Annotated in this window: 19 protein-coding genes; 11 read left to right on the top strand and 8 right to left on the bottom strand. The window is 67.7% G+C overall.

Translation table 11 applies throughout. The annotated features are described in order from the left end of the window. Positions 1-53 precede the first annotated feature (53 nt). The 4 genes from AC1Q7H_RS35920 to AC1Q7H_RS35905 all read right to left on the bottom strand — a co-directional run bounded on the left by AC1Q7H_RS35920 (position 54) and on the right by AC1Q7H_RS35905 (position 5,136). On the bottom strand, positions 54-1,499 hold the full coding sequence (locus AC1Q7H_RS35920) for an NAD(P)/FAD-dependent oxidoreductase (RefSeq protein WP_013953490.1): 1,446 nt from the start codon (positions 1,497-1,499) through the stop codon (positions 54-56). Between the two features lie 15 nt (positions 1,500-1,514). Next, a complete protein-coding gene (locus tag AC1Q7H_RS35915; protein WP_013953489.1) occupies positions 1,515-1,919 on the bottom strand; it encodes a nuclear transport factor 2 family protein in 405 nt (134 codons plus the stop codon). A gap of 140 nt (positions 1,920-2,059) precedes the next feature. Next, complete coding sequence (pdxR, locus tag AC1Q7H_RS35910; protein ID WP_013953488.1) at positions 2,060-3,622, bottom strand: MocR-like pyridoxine biosynthesis transcription factor PdxR; 1,563 nt, start codon at positions 3,620-3,622, stop codon at positions 2,060-2,062. Positions 3,623-3,699: 77 nt separating this feature from the next. Then, positions 3,700-5,136, bottom strand: a complete 1,437-nt coding sequence (locus AC1Q7H_RS35905) for an amino acid permease (RefSeq protein WP_013953487.1) — start codon at positions 5,134-5,136, stop codon at positions 3,700-3,702. A 334-nt stretch (positions 5,137-5,470) separates the two neighbouring features. On the opposite strand from AC1Q7H_RS35905, the gene AC1Q7H_RS35900 reads away from it, so the two are divergent. The 3 genes from AC1Q7H_RS35900 to AC1Q7H_RS35890 are packed head-to-tail and all read left to right on the top strand — an operon-like array spanning position 5,471 to position 9,084. Beyond that, positions 5,471-6,301, top strand: a complete 831-nt coding sequence (locus tag AC1Q7H_RS35900) for an IclR family transcriptional regulator (RefSeq protein WP_013953486.1) — start codon at positions 5,471-5,473, stop codon at positions 6,299-6,301. A 48-nt stretch (positions 6,302-6,349) separates the two neighbouring features. Then, complete coding sequence (locus AC1Q7H_RS35895; RefSeq protein WP_492382295.1) at positions 6,350-7,366, top strand: AAA family ATPase; 1,017 nt, start codon at positions 6,350-6,352, stop codon at positions 7,364-7,366. Further along, entirely contained in the window at positions 7,363-9,084 is a 1,722-nt protein-coding gene (locus AC1Q7H_RS35890) for a cobaltochelatase CobT-related protein (RefSeq protein ID WP_013953484.1), read from the top strand. Before AC1Q7H_RS35895 ends, AC1Q7H_RS35890 begins: the two co-directional genes overlap by 4 nt. Before the next feature lie 85 nt (positions 9,085-9,169). On the opposite strand, the gene AC1Q7H_RS35885 is transcribed toward AC1Q7H_RS35890, so the two are convergent. The 4 genes from AC1Q7H_RS35885 to AC1Q7H_RS35870 form a co-directional block, all read right to left on the bottom strand. After that, on the bottom strand, positions 9,170-9,472 hold the full coding sequence (locus AC1Q7H_RS35885) for a 2Fe-2S iron-sulfur cluster-binding protein (RefSeq protein ID WP_013953483.1): 303 nt from the start codon (positions 9,470-9,472) through the stop codon (positions 9,170-9,172). A gap of 26 nt (positions 9,473-9,498) precedes the next feature. Continuing rightward, complete coding sequence (locus AC1Q7H_RS35880) at positions 9,499-9,822, bottom strand: hypothetical protein (protein ID WP_013953482.1); 324 nt, start codon at positions 9,820-9,822, stop codon at positions 9,499-9,501. Position 9,823: 1 nt separating this feature from the next. Beyond that, complete coding sequence (locus AC1Q7H_RS35875) at positions 9,824-10,165, bottom strand: 2Fe-2S iron-sulfur cluster-binding protein (RefSeq protein ID WP_013953481.1); 342 nt, start codon at positions 10,163-10,165, stop codon at positions 9,824-9,826. A gap of 82 nt (positions 10,166-10,247) precedes the next feature. Beyond that, positions 10,248-11,786 (bottom strand): hypothetical protein, encoded by a 1,539-nt coding sequence (locus AC1Q7H_RS35870; protein ID WP_013953480.1) that lies wholly within the window; start codon positions 11,784-11,786, stop codon positions 10,248-10,250. 425 nt (positions 11,787-12,211) lie between these two features. Between AC1Q7H_RS35870 and AC1Q7H_RS35865 the strand changes: the two genes are divergently transcribed. The 8 genes from AC1Q7H_RS35865 to AC1Q7H_RS35830 all read left to right on the top strand — a co-directional run bounded on the left by AC1Q7H_RS35865 (position 12,212) and on the right by AC1Q7H_RS35830 (position 18,898). Beyond that, positions 12,212-12,907 carry a sulfite exporter TauE/SafE family protein gene (locus AC1Q7H_RS35865; protein ID WP_049800648.1) on the top strand — a complete coding sequence of 232 codons (696 nt, stop codon included), beginning with the start codon at positions 12,212-12,214 and terminating at the stop codon, positions 12,905-12,907. A 68-nt stretch (positions 12,908-12,975) separates the two neighbouring features. Beyond that, positions 12,976-13,908, top strand: a complete 933-nt coding sequence (locus AC1Q7H_RS35860) for an ornithine cyclodeaminase family protein (RefSeq protein ID WP_211981879.1) — start codon at positions 12,976-12,978, stop codon at positions 13,906-13,908. A gap of 176 nt (positions 13,909-14,084) precedes the next feature. Next, complete coding sequence (locus AC1Q7H_RS35855; protein ID WP_013953477.1) at positions 14,085-14,816, top strand: iron-containing redox enzyme family protein; 732 nt, start codon at positions 14,085-14,087, stop codon at positions 14,814-14,816. A gap of 25 nt (positions 14,817-14,841) precedes the next feature. Next, entirely contained in the window at positions 14,842-16,287 is a 1,446-nt protein-coding gene (locus tag AC1Q7H_RS35850; protein ID WP_153956272.1) for an aldehyde dehydrogenase family protein, read from the top strand. 28 nt (positions 16,288-16,315) lie between these two features. Further along, entirely contained in the window at positions 16,316-16,795 is a 480-nt protein-coding gene (locus tag AC1Q7H_RS35845) for a GlcG/HbpS family heme-binding protein (protein WP_013953475.1), read from the top strand. A gap of 8 nt (positions 16,796-16,803) precedes the next feature. Next, positions 16,804-17,802 (top strand): 2Fe-2S iron-sulfur cluster-binding protein, encoded by a 999-nt coding sequence (locus tag AC1Q7H_RS35840; RefSeq protein ID WP_492382294.1) that lies wholly within the window; start codon positions 16,804-16,806, stop codon positions 17,800-17,802. A gap of 71 nt (positions 17,803-17,873) precedes the next feature. Then, a complete protein-coding gene (locus tag AC1Q7H_RS35835; RefSeq protein WP_022539212.1) occupies positions 17,874-18,581 on the top strand; it encodes a GntR family transcriptional regulator in 708 nt (235 codons plus the stop codon). Between the two features lie 140 nt (positions 18,582-18,721). Then, positions 18,722-18,898, top strand: coding sequence for a hypothetical protein (locus AC1Q7H_RS35830; RefSeq protein WP_010810355.1), 177 nt, complete (start codon positions 18,722-18,724; stop codon positions 18,896-18,898). Positions 18,899-19,061 lie beyond the last annotated feature (163 nt).

Genomic DNA, 19,061 nt, shown 5'->3' with positions numbered 1-19,061 from the left:
AGGCCTGCTATCGCGTTGCCGGCGTCCTCAATGCAGCCGCCCGACCACATTCCTCAAAGCACGTCATCCTTCAAGTGATACCAGTGGTAAAGCACCCGCTGCCCCATCCTTCGGAACGGCGCAAACATCTGCGACTCCACCATCTCCCGCACATTCGGGAACGGTAGCGGCGAGCGAAAGATCGGCAACTCCGGTAGCGCCGACGCCTTACCAGCAATCAACGCCGCCAGCCGCTTGCCAGCCTGCGCGGAGTACATCACGCCATTGCCGCCGTAGCCCATGGCGTAGTAGATCGACTGGGCCGGATCCGGCTGGGTGATGCGCGGCATCATGTCGTGGCTGACATCGACCCAGCCCCACCATGAGTAATCGACCTGGATCCCCTGCAGCGCAGGGAACTTGCGGTGCATGTCGCCGATCAGCTTTTGCTTGTACTGCTCCTGCGGCGCGTCGTTGCCGGTGATGGCGCTGCGGCTGCCGATCTGCAGGCGGCCGTCCGGCATCAGGCGGTAGTAGTGGCGCAGGATGCGGGTGTCAGTGATGACCTGCGTGGTGCGGAAGTTGCACGCGGCCAGTTCGCTGGCCGTGAGCGGGCGCGTGACGATGGAGTTCGACAGGATCGGGAACAGCCGGTTCTTCAGCTCGCGGTGCAGCGTTTGCGAGGTATAGCCGCCGGTGGCCACGCCCACGGCGCGAGCGCGCACGATGCCGCCGGGGGTGCGCAGGTAGTGCACGCCGTTGCGCGTTTCCCAGCCGGTCACCGGGCTGGACGGATGCACCTTGGCGCCCAGCTCGCGCGCGCGGCGCAGGTAGCCGAAGGCGAGCTTGCCGGCGTGGATGCCGATGCCTTCGGGCTCATGCATGGCGCCCGCGGCTTCCTTGTCGTCGACATACTCGCGCCGCACGGTGTCGGCGTCCATGATCCGTGCGTCGTACTTGAAGACTTCGCGCAGGAGCTTGGCTTCCTTCTCCAGCGCCGGCATCACCTTGGCGCGGTGCGCGATATACAGGTGGCCGCCAGGCTGCGGGTCGCAGTTGATGTCCTGGATCAGGCCCTTGAAGGTCTCCATACCGTCGCAGATTTCTTCATGTAGGCGCAGCGCGGTGTCCAGGCCGTAGCGCTGGATCCACTGCGAGCGCTTGAGCCGCCCGGACGCGCATTGCGCCTGGCCGCCGTTGCGTGTGCTGCAGCCCCAGCTGACGCGGTTGGCTTCGAGCACGGTGGCCTTGATGCCATATTCCTGTGCCAGGAAGATGGCGCAGGTCAGGCCGGTGAAGCCCGAGCCGATGATGGCCACATCGACGTCGATGTCATGCGTGATCGGGCCGTCGTCGGCAGGCGGTTCGCCCGCGGTGCCGATCCAGTAGGTGGGCGCGTATTCGCGGCCGTGACCGGGGGTGGGGGTGTGCAGGGGATCGTAGGCGGGGTCGTACGGCCGGGTGGGCGCGGTGGACTGCTCACCGGCAAGGAGGCTGCTGCGGGGGGCTACGGCTTGCATGGCGCGTCTCCTCGGTCAGGCTGCGGGCGCTACGACGGGCGGGCGATCCTTGCGGTACGCGTTCTTGACCGCGATCTTGCCGTCGCGGAAGGTGAACACGTCCACCATGCGCGCCTCGATCCGGGCGCCGTCGGCACGGGTGCCGCGGAAGGTGGATTCGCTCACGCCGCGGTCGCCCACGACAAAGTGGTCGCCATCGACCCACTGCGCGTCGGGGAAGGTCTGCCAGGCCAGCTGGAAGCCTTCGCGCACTGCCTCGCGGCCGATAAAGCTGCGGCCCAGCAGGTCGGGCCCGGCCACGCCGTGGAAGGCACAGTCATCGGCCATGAAGCGCATCAGGGCCTCGATGTCGTGGCGGTTCCAAGCGTCGTTGAAGGCCTGCAGCAGTTCGATGCCGGTGGCGGTGTTGTCCTTGGACATGGGTTGGTCTCCTGAGTGTTGTCTGCCGGTCCGTGGGGAACTGGCCATGACTCGAGGATAGGGAAGCCACGCGCGGCGCTGTAGCGCCAGTTCGGGACAATCGCTTGGGCCAGCGGCGGGAGACACCGCCGCGGGCCGGCTCAGGCCGCGGGACGGACCCGGGAAGTGACGGCGGCGATGGTTGTGGTGCCGCTGGCGGTGGCCTGCAGCTCACGCGCCACGCCCGCCAGCACGCGGATGCCGGGCTCGATGCGGTCCAGCGAGATCGACGAGTAGCCCAGCCGGAAGCCGTTGCGCGGCGCGGGCTCGGCCATGAAGAAGACGCTGCCGGGCTCGATCAGCACGCCCTGCAGCTCGGCCAGCCGCGCCAGCGCATCGGCATCGAGCCATGGTGGCCCCTCGATCCAGCATGAGGCGCCGCCGGCGATCGGCACCGCGCGGAAGTCAGGCATATGCGTGGCCAGCGCCGCCAGCACCGCTTCGGCGCGCTCGCGGTGCGCGGCCGCCAGCCGGCGCAGGTGCGCGTCATAGTGGCCCAGCGACAGGAACAGCGAGAACGCGCGCTGGATATAGGCCGACGGGTGCCGCAGCATCAGCCGCCGCGCGCCGCGCAGCTCGGCGATCAGTGTCGCCGGCCCGACGATATAGCCGATGCGCAGCCCCGGCGCCAGGCTCTTGGACAGGCTGCCGACATAGATCACGCGGTTGCTGCGGTCCAGGCTTTTGAGCGTGGGGGTGGGGTCGCCTTCGAAGCGGCTTTCGCTTTCGTAGTCGTCCTCGATCAGCACGAAGTCAGCTTCCTCGGCCTGGCGCAGCAGGGCCTGGCGGCGCGCCAGCGGCATGGTGACGGTGGTGGGGCACTGGTGGCCCGGGGTCACGTAGACGTAGTCGCAGGCGCGCTGTGCGTCAGACAGGGTCAGGCCGTCGCCGTCGACCGGTAGCGGCACCAGGTGGGAGGTGTGCGAGCCAAAGATATTGCGTGCGTCAGGATAGCCGGGATCCTCGATGCCCACCGGCGTGTCGGGGCTGACCAGCAGGTCGGCCAGCAGGTACAGCGCCTGTTGCGCGCCCACGGTCACCACGATCTCGTCGGCGCCGGCCCACACGCCGCGGCGCGGCAGCACGCGGGTGCGGATCTGCTGCACCAGGGATTCGTCGTCGCGCAGGATCATGTCCTGGGCCCAGTCGTGGATGTCGAGCACGCTGAGCGCCTTCAGGCAGCATTCGCGCCAGTCCGCGGTGGGGAACAGCACCGGGTCGTACTGGCCGTAGATGAAGGGGTAGGGATAGTCGCGCCAGTTGGCGCGCTTGACGATATTGCGCTGCTGCGTGGGGCGGAACACAAAGCGCCGCTCCCAGTCCGGCTCGCCCGAGCGGGCGGGCACCGCCTCGCCGCGCAGCGAGGCCACGCCGCTCACGCGCGTGCCCAGGATCTCCGGGTTGACGAAGTAGCCGCTGCGCTCGCGCGCCACCAGGTAGCCTTCATCGACCAGCTGCTGGTAGGCCAGCACCACCGTATTGCGCGCCACGCGCAGCTGCGCCGACAGCTCGCGGCTGCTGGGCAGCGGCTCGCCCTGCGGCAACTGCTCGTCAAGGATGGCCGAGACCAGCATCTGGCGGATCTTGCCCTGCAGGCTCAGACCCGAGTGGGTATGCTGCTGGAACAGCTGGGACCAGAGGGTGGTGGGAGACTTCAGGCTCATGGGGCAGGGGGCGTTGCCTTGACGGCGAAGCGCGCCAGCATACTGCACCGGCGCGCCACGTCAGTCATGGTCAGTCATCAATACTCGTGCAGGTCCGGGCGTGGCATCTCCGCCAGCGGCACTACCGGATCCGCGCTACCTCGAAACAGTTGCCGCGCGGCGTAGGCCACCAGCAGGATGCCCAGGCTCACCACACCCAGCGCAAGCGGCGTGCGCTGGTCGGGGATGAAAGCCATCGCCACCACGATGCCGATCATGCCGACGATCGCCACGTAGGTGAGGTACGGGTAGCACCACATGCGCACGCGCAGCTGGCCCGGCGCTTCGCGCTCCAGGCGGGAACGCAGGCGCAGCTGCGAGATCGCGATCAGGATGTAGACGAAGATCGCCACCGTACCGTACGAATTCACCAGGAAGGCAAAGACCGTATCCGGCGAGACATAGGACATCACCACCGCACCGTAGCCGAACAGGGTTGCCACCAGGATGGCGCGCACCGGCACGCCGTTGCGGCTCACGCGGGCCAGCGACTTGGGGGCGTCGCCACGGCGGGTCAGCGCGAACAGCATGCGCGACGAGGCATACAGGCCCGAGTTGAGCGCCGACAGCACCGCGGTCAGCACGATCGCGTTCATGATCTGCGCGGCCGCCGGCACGCCCATCACGTTCAGCGCGCTGACGTACGGCGTGGCGATGCTGGTGGAGTTCCACGGCACCAGGCAGACTACCAGCAGGATTGAACCCACATAGAACACCAGCACGCGCGTGATCACCGAGCTGGTGGCCTTGGCCACCGCCTTCTGCGGCTCGGCGGTCTCGGCAGCGGCGATGGTGACGATCTCGGCGCCGAAGTAGAAGCCGGTGGCGGCTACCGCGCCGGTCAGCACCGGGACAATGCCGTGCGGCATGAAGCCGCCGTTGGCGGTCAGGTTGGCCACCTCCATGCCATGGGACCCGGGGGCCAGGCCCAGCACATAGACGCCGGCGATGAACAGGAACACTATGATCGCGGCCACCTTGATCGATGCGAACCAGAACTCGAACTCGCCGAAGGACTTGACCGATACCAGGTTGGTCAGCGTCAGCATCACCAGCAGCACCAGGCTGATGATCCAGTTGGGCACGTCGGGCAGCCAGTAGCGCACCAGGTCGGCACCGGCCACGGCTTCCAGCGCCACCACGATGACCCAGAAATACCAGTACATCCAGCCGGTCAGGAAGCCGGCCAGGTTGCCCACTGCCGGGCGGTCGCGCCAGGCTTCGCGTGCATACTCATAGAAACCGCCGCTGCCGGGCATGGCGCAGGCCATCTCGCCCAGCATGCGCATCACCAGCACCACCAGCAGCCCGGTGATCAGGAAGGAAAGGACCGCGGCCGGGCCGGCGGATTTGATGACGACGCCGCTGCCGACAAAGAGGCCTGCGCCGATCACGCCACCCAGGGCGATCATGGTCATGTGGCGTTGCTTCAGGCCGTGGGATAGCCCGTTGCCGGACTCTGGTTGTTGGATCATGTTGTGTCTCCTGTGCTGCGCTTGCTGTCGGTACTGCGTTGCAGCCAGTACAGCGTTTAAGGCAGGCGCCACGGCTTCTCTTGGTATAGGTGGCAGGGCAGTAATTGCCAGCCTGGGGCCGTGGTCGTTCAGTATTTGCAATCCCGGGCAGGGATGGCCTATCCGTACATGTCGACTTGTCTCCGGTGATCGCTTAAAAAACTGGAACCAGAAGTTCCGAAAAATTGTTCTTTCACTGGAATGTAGGCCGTTCGCCGGAGAAGGTCAACCAGAAGTTTCGATAATTGATATGATTTGACTCTGAAAATGAAACTTACCTATGATGGAGCCAGGCATGAACGATATGCGCCTCGCCAAAAGTGACGCCAAGCCGGATGGGGACACGCCGGCACTGCGTTTGTTCGGCCTGCTCGAAGTCATCGCGGAGAAGGACCAGTCCTTCAACCTGCAGGCGCTGGTGGAAGAAACCGGCCTGCCCAAGCCCACGCTGCACCGCATGCTGCAGCAGCTCGAGGCCGCGGGCCTGATCCAGCGCAACGGCGACGGGCGGCAATACGGCACCGGCCTGCGGCTGCGCCGGCTGGCGGAGAACCTGTTGCTCAACAGCACCTCGCACGGTGCGCGCCACATGGTGCTGCGCCGGCTGGTGGAAGAGGTGGGCGAGAGCTGCAACCTGACCGCGTTCTCCGGCGGCGAGGTGCTGTACCTGGATCGCGTGGAAACGGCGGCGCCGCTGCGCTTCTACCTGCATCCGGGCTCGCGCGTGCCGGCGCACTGTTCGGCCACGGGCAAGCTGTTCCTGGCGCAACTGGCGCCGGCGCAGCGCCAGCGGCTGCTGGCCAACGTGGAGCTGGAACGCTACACGCAGAACACGCTGACCGACCACGCGCAGCTGGAAGCCGAACTGGAGCGCGTGAAGCGCGACGGCTACGCGATGGACGATGAAGAGTTCCTGCCGGGGCTGGTCTGCATCGGCGTGCTGGTGCCGGCCGCGGATGGCGGCAAGTCCAACCTGGGGCTGGCGCTGCAGGCTCCGGTGATGCGCGTGACGCGCGACAAGGTGCTGCAATTGCTGCCCGCGCTGCAGCGTGCGGCGGGCGCGCTGGCGGCTATCGAAGCCGACAGCGCCGGCAGCTGGCAGGGCGGCGCGGAAGAGGACGAATAGCGCGCACGGCGTCACGCGGATTGCTCCGCTTGCCGCAGTGCCGATGGCATGGCAGCAAGCAACAAGGAGCATGAGGTGACGCAAGACCAGTTTGGCAAGCCCGACCGGATGATTCCGGTGCGCAGCACGTTCGGCATCGATTCCGGCCTGACGGTGCCGGCCTTCAGCCAGCGCGACGACCACGTGCCGGAGATCGATCCGGCCTACCGCTTCCAGCCCGAGGTGACGCTGGCAATCCTGTCCGGCTTCATGCGCGACCGGCGCGTGATGGTGCAGGGCCTGCACGGCAGCGGCAAGTCGACCCATATCGAGCAAGTCGCCGCGCGGCTGAACTGGCCCTGCGTGCGTGTCAACCTGGACGGGCATATCAGCCGGCTGGACCTGGTCGGCAAGGACGCCATCGTGGTGCGCGACGGGCGCCAGGTCACCGAATTCCAGGAAGGCATCGTGCCGTGGGCGCTGCAGCGTCCGGTGGCGCTGATCTTCGACGAATACGACGCAGGCCGGCCCGATGTGATGTTCGTGATCCAGCGCATCCTGGAGCGTGACGGCAAGTTCACGCTGCTGGACCAGAACCGCGTGATCCGCCCGCATCCGTCGTTCCGGTTGTTTGCGACATCCAATACCGCGGGCCTGGGCAACGTCAACGGCCTCTACCACGGCACCCAGCTGCTCAACCACGCGCAGATCGACCGCTGGAATGTGGTGGCCACGCTGGACTACCTGCCGCATGAAGAAGAAGCCGGCATCGTGCTGGCGCGCGTGCCGGAACTGGACAACGACGCCGGGCGCGCGCTGGTCGATGCGATGGTGGCGCTGGCCGGGCTCACGCGCCGCGGGTTTGCCGCCGGCGATGTGTCGGCGCTGATGTCGCCGCGCACGGTGATCAGCTGGGCCGAGAACTGCCAGATCTTCCGCGACCCCGCGCTCGCCTTCCGCCTGACCTTCCTGAACAAGTGCGACGAAGCCGAGCGGCCGGTGGTGGCCGAGTATTACCAGCGCTGCTTCGGCCACCTGCCGGGTGAAGCCGCCGGCGTCAGCGCAGAATCGGAGCCCGCGCGATGAGCGCGGCCACGGTCGCGCAGCAGTTGCGCCGGCGCCAGCGGCAGGATGAGCTGTCCGGCGCCGCGGTGCGCGCGATCACCGGCGATGCGGCGCTGCATTTCCGCGACGGCCAGCTCTGGCGCGCGATGCGCCCGGTGCCGCAGCATGCGCCGCACTTGCGCACGGACCTGGAGACCGACACGGCCACCTGCCTGCGCGGCGCGGCCGATGGTGCCGCCCTGCGCCAGGCGCATTCCGACGCCGTGCTGCATCGGCAGCTGTGCCCGGCCGATCCGGTCGAGCGCCTGGTCTTCGAACTGCTGGAGCAGCTGCGTTGCGAGACCCGCCTGCCGCGCGGCATGGCCGGCGTGGCGGCCAACCTGCGCCACCGCTTCATGGCGTGGTCGCGGGCCTTCCATCGTTCCGGGCTGACCGAGGGGCACCTCGGCATCCTGCTCTATACCGTGGCGCAGGTGTCGTGGTCGCGCCTGACGGGGGAGCCGGTGCTGGAAGAGACCGAAGACCTGATCGAAGCCACGCGCGCCGCCATCGTGCCGGTGCTGGGCACCGCGCTGGCCGGCCTGCGCGCGCAACGCCACGACCAGGCCGCCTACGCCGCGCACGCACTGGCGCTGGCGCGCGCGGTGGCGCAGATGATCCGTGCGGAAGCCCCGCTTGCCGGCGAAGACGACGACAACTCAGCCTCGGCCGCGCGCGCCGGGTTTGCGCTGTGGCTGGATTTCGACGAACCGCCTGCGGAAGACTTTGCGCTGGCCGACAGCGGCCACAGCCGCGTACTGGCCGAGGCCACCGACGGCTACCGCGTCTTCACCACCCGCTACGACCGCGAAGTGCGCGCCGCCACGCTGGTGCGCCGCGCCTTGCTGGACGAGTACCGCACGCGGCTCGACGCACGCATCGCGCGCGCGGGCGTGAACATGGCCCGGCTGGCGCGCCGGCTGCGCGCCGCGTTGTCGCAGCCGCGCGTGGACGGCTGGTCCTTCGGCGAGGAAAGCGGCCGCATCGACGGCCGCCGCCTGGCGCAGCTGGTCTGCTCCCCCTCCGAGCGCCGGCTCTTCCGCCTGGAAGCGCACAAGGCCCACGCCGACTGCGTGGTCGGATTCCTGATCGACTGCTCAGGCTCGATGAAGGCGCAGGCCGAGCCGCTCACGCTGCTGATCGACATGCTCACCCGCGCGCTCGACCAGGCCGGCGTTGCCACCGAGGTGCTCGGCTTTACCACCAACGCCTGGAACGGCGGCCGCGCCCGTGCCGACTGGCTTGCGCGCGGCCGCCCGCAGCACCCCGGCCGGCTCAACGAGACTTGCCATATGGTGTTCAAGGACGCGCAACGCAGCTGGCGGCGCGCGCGCACCGACATCGCCGCCCTGCTCAAGGCCGACCTGTTCCGCGAAGGCGTGGACGGCGAGGCGGTGGAGTGGGCCTGCGCGCGCCTGCACGCCAGCGGCAAGGCCCGACGCATCCTGGTGGTGGTGTCCGACGGCAGTCCCATGGATACCGCGACCGGGCAGGCCAACGACGCCTGCTACCTCGACAACCACCTGAAGGCGGTGGTGGCCCGGCATGCGACGCTGCGAGATGTGGAAGTGCTGGGGCTGGGGGTTGGGCTGGACCTGAGCCCCTACTACCGGCACACGCTGGCGCTGGACCTGTCGCAGCCGGTGGATATGGCGATGCTGGATGAGGTGGCGGGGCTGGTGGGGGCGAGGCGGCGGTAGCGGGAAGACTAGCGTTCGAAACGCTGGTACGCGGACACGGCCAGGAAGTCATACCAGCCGAAGGCGCACTCTCCTCAGCGCCCGCTCACCCGCGCACCGTCTCCCTGGGCTGCCATGACACCGCGATATTCCCATCGATAAAAGTCTGGCAGGCCAGCCGGAACCCCGTCGCCAGCTCCTCTTCGGTCAGCAGTTTCTTTTCCTTCGGCTTGACCGCGTCCGTATGCTCGTGGCCCTTTTCGATGCGGCATTTGCAGGTGCCGCACAGGCCGCCGCCGCACTTGAAAGGGATGCCGCCCTGCTCGCGCAGCGACACGCGCAGCAGATTGCTGTTGACCGGTGCGCTGACCGTCTTGCCGTGGTTGGTGAGGAAGGTGATCTGGATCATGGCGAAGATTGACTGAAGGTCAGGCGTTAGTAGCCAGGAGCGCCTGCGATGGCGACCGGGGCGGGCACCAGGGCGATGTCCATGCTGCCGAAGCTGGCCAGCTCGCGCAGCGCGACGCGGGCGGCCTCAAGCGTGGCGTACTTGTCGAGGAACTTGGTCGACACCAGGTTGACGATGCCGGGCGGCGTTTCTTCCAGGACCCGCACCTTGGTATCGGCGGCCAGTTCCGCGATGACAAAGCGCGCGGTGCGCTTGCCATAGAAGACGTAGTCGTATGCCTCGACCGCGGTCATGCCCGCAGTGGGCTCGGTGCGGAACTGGCCGGGGCGGCTGGTGAGAAGGACGAACATGTCAGGCATCCGCGCCGGCCGTGGCCACGATGGCAGGTGCCTGGGCGGGCAGGTCGTCCTGGGCCAGTTCGATGTCATGCTCGATCCAGAGCTGGCAGGCCAGCCGGTAGCCCTGTTCGAGCCGCTCGCCGAGTTGCTTCTTCTCTTTCCAGTTGGGCGGCGGCAGGTGTTCGGCGCCGGCGATCACGCGGCAGGCGCATTTGGAGCACTTGCCCATGCCGCACTCATAGCGCAGGTTGGGGTAGGGGAACTGGCGGATCCCGGCGCGGACGACCAGGTTGGTCTGGGACTTGACCTCGTCGACGAAGGTCTGGCCCTGCTTGTGGAAAGTGACTGTCGGCATGGCGCGGTTCCTGCCGGGCTGGCCGCCCGGCATCATGAATAGTCGAAGAAATCGGTGGGACCTGGCTGTTGTTTGCGGCCGCCTACGACCACAACACCATCGCGGCCACGGTGGAGCAGGCCAGCCCGATCAGCACCGGGATCAGCAGCGCGCGCACCGCGTCCAGCACCGGCACGCGGGCGAAGCCGGCCACCGCGATCAGCGACGACCACGCCACCAGCGTGCCGCCGCCGGTCCAGACCGCGCCCATCTGGCCCACCGCGGCCAGCGTGGCAGGGTCGAAGCCGACCACCGGGCCGAGCGCGCCGGCCAGCGTGCCGGTCAGCGGCAGGCCTGCGAAACCGGAGCCGTCGATGCCGGTGATCATGCCGACCAGCAGCACCCCGAAGGCGACCAGCACGTGGTTGTCCGGGATCATGTGCTGGTAGGCCTGGATCAGTTCGAACAGCAGGCTCGGCGCCTTGCCCGGCGGCAGGCCCAGGATCTGCGCGGCGGTTTCGCCGGCGCCGATGAAGAAAAAGCCCGCGATCGGCAGCACCGAGCCCATCGCCTTGAAGGCGAAGACAAAGCCGTCGGTGATGTGCTCCGGGCATACGTCGAGCATGCGGCGCGGGCCTTCCGCGGCCAGCGTCGCCAGCATCATCAGCACCGCAGCGACGCCGCCGACCAACGCGGCCGCATCGCCGCCCTTGAGGTCCTGCACGCCAGCGCCGAGCTTGGGCAGCACCATGACGGCGACCACGGCGAGGAAGGCGATGGGCGTGACGATCGCGAAGCATTTCGACCACTTCACCCGGCGCCGGGCCACCATCGCCAGGCTTGCCTCGATATTGCTGTCGCTGGCCAGCGGCTCGGCGTGGGCGGTGCCCCTGGCGATCTCGGCCTTGTCGAAGGTGCCGCCGCCTTCCAGCGCCTCGGCGCTGCCGCCGGCGCGCGCCTGCCAGCGGTCGAGCAGGGTGCCGCAGGCGGGGACGATATGCTTGCGCATCGACAGATAGGCCAGGCACAGCGCAATCGTGCCGGTGATGATCGACAGCGCCAGCGCGCGATCGGCCACCACCGCGGCGCTCACCGCCGCGCCGGCCGCCTTGGCGCTGATGCCGGGCGCGACGCCGATCACGTAGTCCGATGACAGCGCCATGCCCTGGCCGGCGATGGCGATGGCCATCGCGCCTGCCAGCGGCGGCAGCCCCGCAGCGATGGCGGCCGGCAGCAGGATTGCCGAGACCAGCGGCACCGCGGGCGTGGGCCAGAAGAACAGCGAGATGACGTAAGTGATGCCCGCCAGGATAAAGAACGCCGAATGCCCGTTCTTCATCACTACGCGGAAGGGCTCGACCATGCGGATGTCGGAGCGCAGCGTCTTGAGCGCATTGAGCAGCGCCGTCATGAACGCGATCACCAGGAAGATATTGAACAGTTCCTTGGCGGCAACCAGGCTCGCGGAGAACACCCCGCCCAGTGCGGAGACCGGACTGCCGGTGAGGGCAAAGACGACCAGGGCGGTGCCGATGATGGAAGGGACGACAACATTGGCGCGCAGGATCATCGTCAGCACGATGACTGCTACCCCTGACAGATAGATCCAGTGCGCGGCACCGATCACGACTTGTTGTGACATGAAGACTCCCTGGGGGCGGAGGGGTTGTGGGGCCCCGGGTTCCGTACCAGTTCTGGAACCCAGTGTCGGTATACTATATTCCAGTGCCATCTCGCGACAACAGGTTTTTCATCCGGACTTACGCCTATACCAGAGTGGTGCAAGTTGCCCGAACGCCGCACATTTATTGGGCTTGCGGCGATGCGAAGCGTCCTTTAAGTGGTGCACAGGCGGATCGGCGAGTTTGCCCGACTGCGCTGCGACATGTAGACTGTATACCGTGTGCGGCGACTTGCAGGAGGCATGCCCCCAAGAGGCCGTCCGTCCGACGCGCTTCCTTCGCGCCTTCCAAGCCGCTTTTACGACCTGCCGCCATGGCCTCTGCCTTGCCCGCCACCTTGCTCTCCCTGCTTCCAGCCGGACTCTCCGTCCCCACATATCTATGGATGGGGGCACTCATTCTCGTGGGCGCCTGCCTGCAAGGCGTGGGCGGGATCGGCTTCGCGATGCTGTCGGCGCCGCTGGGCGCAATCTTCTTTCCCGACCTCGTGCCGGGACCGCTGCTGGCGATGGGCTGCTGTCTCTCTTTAATGGGCGCGCTGCGCGAGCGGGAGGCGATCGCGTGGCGCATCGCAGGCTTCGCCCTGATCGGGCGCGCGCTCGGCGGGGCGGCGGCGGTGCTGACCCTGGCGTGGCTGGCGCCGGGCCCGCTGGGGGTGCTGTTCTCGGTGTCGATACTCGCCGCCGTGGCGCTGAGCCTGCTGGGCTGGCGCCTGCTGCCGAGTTCGCGCAACGTGGCCATTGCCGGCACCCTGTCGGGCTTCATGGGCACCATCACCTCGGCCGGCGCGCCGCCGTTCGCGCTGGTCATGCAGCACATGGCGCCGGCGCCGATGCGCGCGACCATGGGCACCATCCTGTCCGGCGGCGCAGTGCTGTCGCTGGCCATGCTCGCGCTGGCGGGGCGCTTCGGCCTGCCGCAGCTGATGCTGGCAGCGGCGCTTGCGCCGTTCCTGCTGGCCGGCTTCGCGCTCTCGAACCGCCTGCGTGGGCACGTCTCGCCCGGCGTCGTGCGCCGCCTGTTGCTGGGACTGTGCGCAGCCGGGGCGCTTGGCGTGCTCGGACGCACGGCGTTTGCCTGACGATTTCTGCGCGCGGTTGCCCGCGCGTTTTCCTGTCTTTCCCTGCCAATCCAATCAGCGGAGTTCCCATGCAGCACATCACAGATGAGATGGTCGATGCCCACGTCAGTCCGGAGGATGCCCGGCAAGTCATGGAAGCAGCGTTTTCCAGCTTCGGGCGCGGCGACGCCGCGATGCAGGAGCGCATTCGCACCGAGGCGGGAGGCGTCAAGCTGTCCACGCTGGGTGCGGTGATCCCGCAGCAGGGTGTGGCGGGCGCCAAGGTCTACACCACCATCAACGGCCAGTTCTCCTTTGTCATCCTGATCTTCTCGACCGACGACGGCCGGCCGCTCGCGTCGTTCGACGCTGGCGCCATCACGCGCCTGCGCACGGCCGCCTGTACCACGCTGGCGGCGCAGCGGCTGGCCCGGCCCGGCGCGCGCACGCTGGCGCTGTTCGGCGCCGGCATGCAGGGTGTGCAGCACGCGCGCCAGCTCAGCGAGACGCTCGGGCTGGCGCGCATCCTGGTGTCCGATCCGCACGCCGATGAAGGCATGCCGGCGCGGCTGTCGGCGCTGTGCGGCATCCCGGTCACACTGGCGGAGCCCGATGCTGCCGTGGCGGAGGCCGATATCGTCGTCACCGCCTCGCGCGCGACCACGCCGCTGTTCGCGGGCGCGTCGCTCCGACCTGGCGCCTTTGTCGCCGCCATTGGTTCCAGCCTGCCGCATACGCGTGAACTGGACGACAGCGCGCTGCGCCGCGCCGCTGCCATTGTGGTCGAGTGGCGCCCGCAGTCCGTGCGCGAGGCGGGCGACATCGTGCTGGCCGATCCGCAGGCCCTTCCGCGCGAGAAGATCGTCGAACTGGGCGACGTGGTCCTGGGCAAGGTGTCGCCGCGCCAGCGAGACGACGACATCGTGATCTACAAGTCAGTCGGCGTGGGGCTGGAGGACGTGGCGCTGGCGGGCTTCGCCTGGTCCCGCATCGCCGGCGCGGCGGAGCGTCGCGTCGCCTGAGCGCCATCGCACGCGCCACCGACGGGTAAACACTTACGTGATTAGTCAACGAAGCCCTTGTCGTCGCTGCCTCACTGTATATAGTATACAACCATGCAAGGGCTGATCGATTTACGAAGCGACCCCGGCATCCAACCCACTCAATCGCCCCACATCGCCAACCAGGAGCCTCCGCCATGGCCGAACTGATGAACCGCGAAGAATTCCGTGCCGCCCTCGAAGAAGCCATCAAAGGCAAGAGCGCCAACAAGGCGCCGTTCAGCGTGGCCTGGGCCAGCGGCAAGCTGACCCGCGCCCATCTCGCACGCTGGGCCGAGAACCACTATCACTACGTCGGCCCGTTCGCGGATTACTTGGGCTACATCTACGCTCGCACCCCGGACCGCTATACCGAAGCCAAGGATTTCCTGCTCGCCAATATGTATGAGGAAGAGATCGGCGGCGACCGCCATACCGACCTGCTGATCCGCTTCGCTGAAGCCTGCGGCACCACCCGCGAGCGCGTGATCGACCCGGACAACATGTCGCCCACCACCCGTGGCCTGCAGAGCTGGTGCTATGCGGTGGCCATGCGTGAAGACCCCATCGTCGCGGTAGCCGGCCTGGTGGTCGGGCTGGAGTCGCAGGTGCCTTCGATCTACCGCAAGCAGACCCCCACGCTGCGCGACAAGTACCAGTTCACCGACGAGGAAGTCGAATTCTTCGACCTGCATATCGTCTCGGACGAGATCCACGGCGAGCGCGGCTACCAGATCGTGCTGGAGCACGCCAACACGCCGGAACTGCAGCAGCGCTGCCTGAAGATCTGCGAGATCGGCGCGCAGATGCGGCTGCTGTACACGACGGCGCTCTATCACGACTACGTCGAGAAAGAGCTGCCGCTGCCCGAACTCGACATGGCCGCCTGAGCGCCGCAGCGCAACCGGATCGACGATGACCGTATTCCTCAACCATATCGACGGCGAATGGGCGGCCTGCCAGTCGGGCCGCACCTTCGACAACGTCAACCCGGCCGACACCGCCGACATCGTGGGGCGCTTCCAGGCGTCTTCCGCGGTGGACGCGCAGGCGGCCGTCGCCGCCGCGGCGGCTGCGTTCGCCGGCTGGAAAAAGACCCCGGTCGGCAAGCGCGCCGCCATTCTCAACCGTGCCGCCGACCATCTCGAGGCCAACGCCGACAGCATCGCCGCCGAGCTGACCCGCGAGGAAGGCAAGGCGCTGACGCTGGCCCGCGACGAGGTGCTGCGCTCGGCCCAGACGCTGCGCTTCTATGCAGTGGAAGGGCAGACCTTCACCGGCGAGGTGTACCCGAACGACGACCCCGACCAGCTCGTCTACAGCCAGCGTGAGCCGCTGGGCGTGGTGACGGTGATCGCGCCGTGGAATTTCCCGGTATCGATCCCGGCCCGCAAGATCGCCCCCGCGCTGGTGACCGGCAACACGGTGGTGTTCAAGCCGTCGTCCGAGGCACCGCTGTCGGGCTATCGGCTGGCCGAGGCGCTGGTCAAGGCCGGCCTGCCCAAGGGCGTGCTGAATTTCATCACCGGCAGCGCGGCGGAAATCGGCGCGGCCATCACCGAGGCGCCGGCCGTGCGTGCCATCTCGTTCACCGGCTCGTCGCGTGCCGGCGAGCAGATCCACCGCGCCGTGCCGCTGACCACGCGCACGCAGATGGAGCTGGGCGGCAAGAATCCGCTGATCGTGATGGAAGACGCCGACCTCGATCGCGCCGTCGACCTGACCATCAAGGGCGGCTTCTCGCTGTCGGGCCAGGCGTGCACCGGGACCAGCCGCGTGCTGGTGGCCGAGTCGGTCAAGGCGGCGTACACCGAACGCCTGCTGGCAAAGGTCGCCACGCTCAAGGTCGGCAGCGGCATGACAGCCGGGATGGACCTGGGGCCGCTGGCTTCGCACAAGCAGCTGGAAACGGTGCTGCGCTATATCGATATCGGCAAGTCCGAGGCAACGCTGCTGTGTGGCGGCGCGCGCCTGACCGGCGGCGACTTCGACAAGGGCTACTACGTGGCGCCGACGGTGTTCACCGACGTGACGCAGCAGATGCGGATCGCGCGCGAGGAGATCTTCGGGCCGGTGATCGCCATCCTGGGCTTCACGGACTACGCCGACGCTATCGCCAAAGCCAACGACACCGAGTACGGGCTGGCGGCTGCGATCGTCACCAGCAACCCGCGCTACATCCACCACTTCGCCACGGACATCGAGGCGGGCACGGTCAAGGTCAACCGCACCACCACCGGCAACCTGGTCAACGCGCCGTTCGGCGGGGTGAAGCGCTCGAGCACCTCGACCTTCCGCGAGTCGGGGCGCACCGGGCTGGAGTTCTATACGCAGGTCAAGACGGTCTACCGCGGCGCCTGAGCCCGCCGTCACAAGGAGTCATAGAGACATGAAGAAAGCCATCAAGCTGGAACTGCGCGAAGCGCGCCATATGGTTGCCGCCGCGATCCGGCGCTCGGAGGAAATCGGCGTGCTGGAGTCGATCTGCGTGGTCGACGAGGGCGGCTACCCGCTCGCGCTCGAGCGCATGGACGGCGCCCGCATCACCGGGCCGCAGATCGCATGGAACAAGGCGTTCACGGCCGCGGGCCACAAGCGCTCCACGCACCTGTTCACCACGCCGCCCAACGGGCCGGCGCTGCCGGGCAACGAGGCCTTCGGCATCCAGTGGAGCTTCGAGGGCAAGTTCGCCGCGTTCGTGGGCGGCTTCCCGATCGTGGTCAACGACGAGGTGATCGGCGGCATCGGCCTGTCCGGCGGCAACGGCGAGCAGGACACGCAGGCCGGGCTGGCCGCGCTGCAGGCGCTGGCCGAGCTGCTGGCGCCGCAGGACCTCAAGGTGCTGGTGCAGGCCGATATCAAGAAGTAGGAGGTTCCATGTCGTACCGCATCCAGATCGCCGAAACGCAGCAGGTCTTTTTTGTCGAACGCGGCGAGACCCTGCTGCAGGCCGCCGGGCGCGCCAGTATCGCCTTGCCCCACGACTGCCAGCTGGGTGGCTGCGGCACCTGCCGCATCCGGCTGCTTGACGGGCAGGTGCGGTATGACGAGGAGCCGTTCGGGCTCGCACCGGACGAGGCCGCCGCCGGCTTTGCGCTGGCCTGCCAGGCGCAGCCGCTGGGCGACCTGGTCATCAGCACGGCGCGCGAGGATGAGGCGTGCGCCGAGCCGGCGCGTTATCGGGCGCTAGTGCAGGCGGTGCGGCCGTTGTCGGCTGACGTATTGCATATCGAACTGGAAGTGCCGGACACGGGCGCGCTCGCCTACCGCCCAGGCCAGTACCTGAAGCTGCTGAGCGAGGACGGGCGCGCGCGCAGCTTCTCGATGGCCTCGGTGCCGCGCGACGGACACGTCGACCTGCATGTGCGGCGCATCCCGGGCGGCGCCTTCACCGACGGCATCCTGCCGCAAATGAAAGCGGGCGACGCCGTTGACGTCGAACTGCCGCTCGGCAGCTTCTTCTACCGCGCCAGGGATTACCGGCCACTGCTGATGGTGGCCACCGGCACCGGGCTGGCGCCGATCAAGGCCATCCTCGAATCGCTGATGGACGATCCCGACTGCCCGCCGGTGTCGCTCTACTGGGGCATGCGGAAGCCGGAAGACCTGTACCTGCACACCGATATCCCCGCCTGGGGCGAACGGCTGTATGACTTCCAGTACGTACCGGTGCTGTCCCGTGCCGGCGCAGGATGGCAAGGCCGGCGCGGTTACGTGCACGATGCGGCGCTGGCTGACCTGGGTGACCTGAGCGAGCACGCCATCTATTTGTGCGGTTCTCCCAATATGATCCGAGACGCGCGCGCCGCTTTCCTGGCGAGCGGCGCAAGCACCGACCACATTTATGCGGACAGCTTCACCTTCCAGCATTGTTAAGACATGGCGGTATACAGGGAACGGCTGGTATACAATGACGCCAGCCTTTCCGCTTACGCCTTTGCCGACCCATGTCTCTCACTCCATCTCCTGCCGCGCCCGCCGAGCCGCTGAGCCTCGGTGCCAGCCACTCGCCGCTGTTCGCCCTTGTCACCGACAAGCTGCGTGAAGGCATCCTGAACGGGAAGTACGCGCCAGGCGAACGGCTGGTGGAAAACAAGCTGTCCGCCGAACTGGGCGTGTCGCGCATCCCGGTGCGCGAGGCGCTGCGCGCGCTGGCCAGCGAAGGCCTGGTGGTGATCGAGCCGCGCCGCGGCGCAACCGTGGCCAGCCTGTCGCCAGTGATCGCGCGCGAGATGGTGGAGGTGCGCGCGACGCTGGAAGGGCTCAACGCCAAGCTCGCCGCGCAGCGCCGCGACCCGGCGCTGGTCGCTGAGCTGGAGACCGTGCTGCGCCAGGGCATGGATGCCGCCGCGCAGGGCCGCGCGGATGAGTTGCTCGCCCTCAATACCCGCTTCCATGAGGTGCTCGGCACCATAGCCGCCAACAGCGTGCTGCAGGAAATGATGCGTTCGCTGCGCGAGCGCACCGCGGTGCTGTTCGGCCCGGCCAACGTGGTTCGCGCCCGCCAGAACTGGGATGAACACGCCCAGATCCTGCAGGCAGTCATCGCCGGGGATGCCGACCTTGCCGCCTTGCTGGCCGCGCGCCATGTCTACAGTGCCGCCAAGGCGGCAGACTTGCCGGTGGACGGGCAGGGCAGGGCAGAGGCGGCCTGAGGGCGTCGGGCCCCGGGTTTTTCCTCTCCCGTTTCCAGCATGTCGTTGCATGCCCGGCAACTGGGCATTGCATGCGCCGCCATGGCGCATTGCACCAATTTAGGTATACTGTAGGCATTCCAGATCAATAGGGATTTACCATGCAGTCGCCTGAGCAACGCTATCTTTCGCAACCCGTCGGCCAGCAACTGTTGCACCACTTTGCCGCGCGCAATGCCGTCCGCCATGCCACGCCGCTGCTGCCGCTGCGCCTGCGCGATATCGGCCGCTTCTTCCTGGCGCTGGGCGGCCGCGCCCCACGCCGTGGCCACTGCTGATCCAGCCTGACTGACCCGGCGGCGTCAGCACGCCGCCGCTGCCTCCTGGCAGGCGTTCTGCCTGCCGACCCTTCCCCTTCTACGCTTTTCAACCGCTGGCGTGCTTCAGCGCGCTCGCGCATGACACTTTCGCTTGCGCTCCGTTCAATACGGAATATAGTAT

This window comes from Cupriavidus sp. GW823-FHT06D04 (genome assembly GCF_058795055.1).
This window is presented reverse-complemented; position numbering and strand designations above follow the sequence as displayed.

Excerpts from the sequence above, each read along its gene's own strand:
- AC1Q7H_RS35885 (WP_013953483.1), bottom strand. The coding sequence starts at position 9,472 with ATGATCCAGATCACCTTCCTCACCAACCACGGCAAGACGGTCAGCGCA.
- AC1Q7H_RS35890 (WP_013953484.1), top strand. The coding sequence starts at position 7,363 with ATGAGCGCGGCCACGGTCGCGCAGCAGTTGCGCCGGCGCCAGCGGCAG.
- AC1Q7H_RS35920 (WP_013953490.1), bottom strand. The coding sequence starts at position 1,499 with ATGCAAGCCGTAGCCCCCCGCAGCAGCCTCCTTGCCGGTGAGCAGTCC.
- AC1Q7H_RS35860 (WP_211981879.1), top strand. The coding sequence starts at position 12,976 with ATGCAGCACATCACAGATGAGATGGTCGATGCCCACGTCAGTCCGGAG.
- AC1Q7H_RS35900 (WP_013953486.1), top strand. The coding sequence starts at position 5,471 with ATGAACGATATGCGCCTCGCCAAAAGTGACGCCAAGCCGGATGGGGAC.
- AC1Q7H_RS35905 (WP_013953487.1), bottom strand. The coding sequence starts at position 5,136 with ATGATCCAACAACCAGAGTCCGGCAACGGGCTATCCCACGGCCTGAAG.
- AC1Q7H_RS35880 (WP_013953482.1), bottom strand. The coding sequence starts at position 9,822 with ATGTTCGTCCTTCTCACCAGCCGCCCCGGCCAGTTCCGCACCGAGCCC.
- AC1Q7H_RS35870 (WP_013953480.1), bottom strand. The coding sequence starts at position 11,786 with ATGTCACAACAAGTCGTGATCGGTGCCGCGCACTGGATCTATCTGTCA.
- AC1Q7H_RS35830 (WP_010810355.1), top strand. The coding sequence starts at position 18,722 with ATGCAGTCGCCTGAGCAACGCTATCTTTCGCAACCCGTCGGCCAGCAA.
- AC1Q7H_RS35875 (WP_013953481.1), bottom strand. The coding sequence starts at position 10,165 with ATGCCGACAGTCACTTTCCACAAGCAGGGCCAGACCTTCGTCGACGAG.
- AC1Q7H_RS35835 (WP_022539212.1), top strand. The coding sequence starts at position 17,874 with ATGTCTCTCACTCCATCTCCTGCCGCGCCCGCCGAGCCGCTGAGCCTC.
- AC1Q7H_RS35850 (WP_153956272.1), top strand. The coding sequence starts at position 14,842 with ATGACCGTATTCCTCAACCATATCGACGGCGAATGGGCGGCCTGCCAG.
- AC1Q7H_RS35865 (WP_049800648.1), top strand. The coding sequence starts at position 12,212 with ATGGGGGCACTCATTCTCGTGGGCGCCTGCCTGCAAGGCGTGGGCGGG.
- AC1Q7H_RS35845 (WP_013953475.1), top strand. The coding sequence starts at position 16,316 with ATGAAGAAAGCCATCAAGCTGGAACTGCGCGAAGCGCGCCATATGGTT.
- AC1Q7H_RS35915 (WP_013953489.1), bottom strand. The coding sequence starts at position 1,919 with ATGTCCAAGGACAACACCGCCACCGGCATCGAACTGCTGCAGGCCTTC.
- AC1Q7H_RS35840 (WP_492382294.1), top strand. The coding sequence starts at position 16,804 with ATGTCGTACCGCATCCAGATCGCCGAAACGCAGCAGGTCTTTTTTGTC.
- AC1Q7H_RS35855 (WP_013953477.1), top strand. The coding sequence starts at position 14,085 with ATGGCCGAACTGATGAACCGCGAAGAATTCCGTGCCGCCCTCGAAGAA.
- AC1Q7H_RS35895 (WP_492382295.1), top strand. The coding sequence starts at position 6,350 with ATGGCAGCAAGCAACAAGGAGCATGAGGTGACGCAAGACCAGTTTGGC.
- pdxR (WP_013953488.1), bottom strand. The coding sequence starts at position 3,622 with ATGAGCCTGAAGTCTCCCACCACCCTCTGGTCCCAGCTGTTCCAGCAG.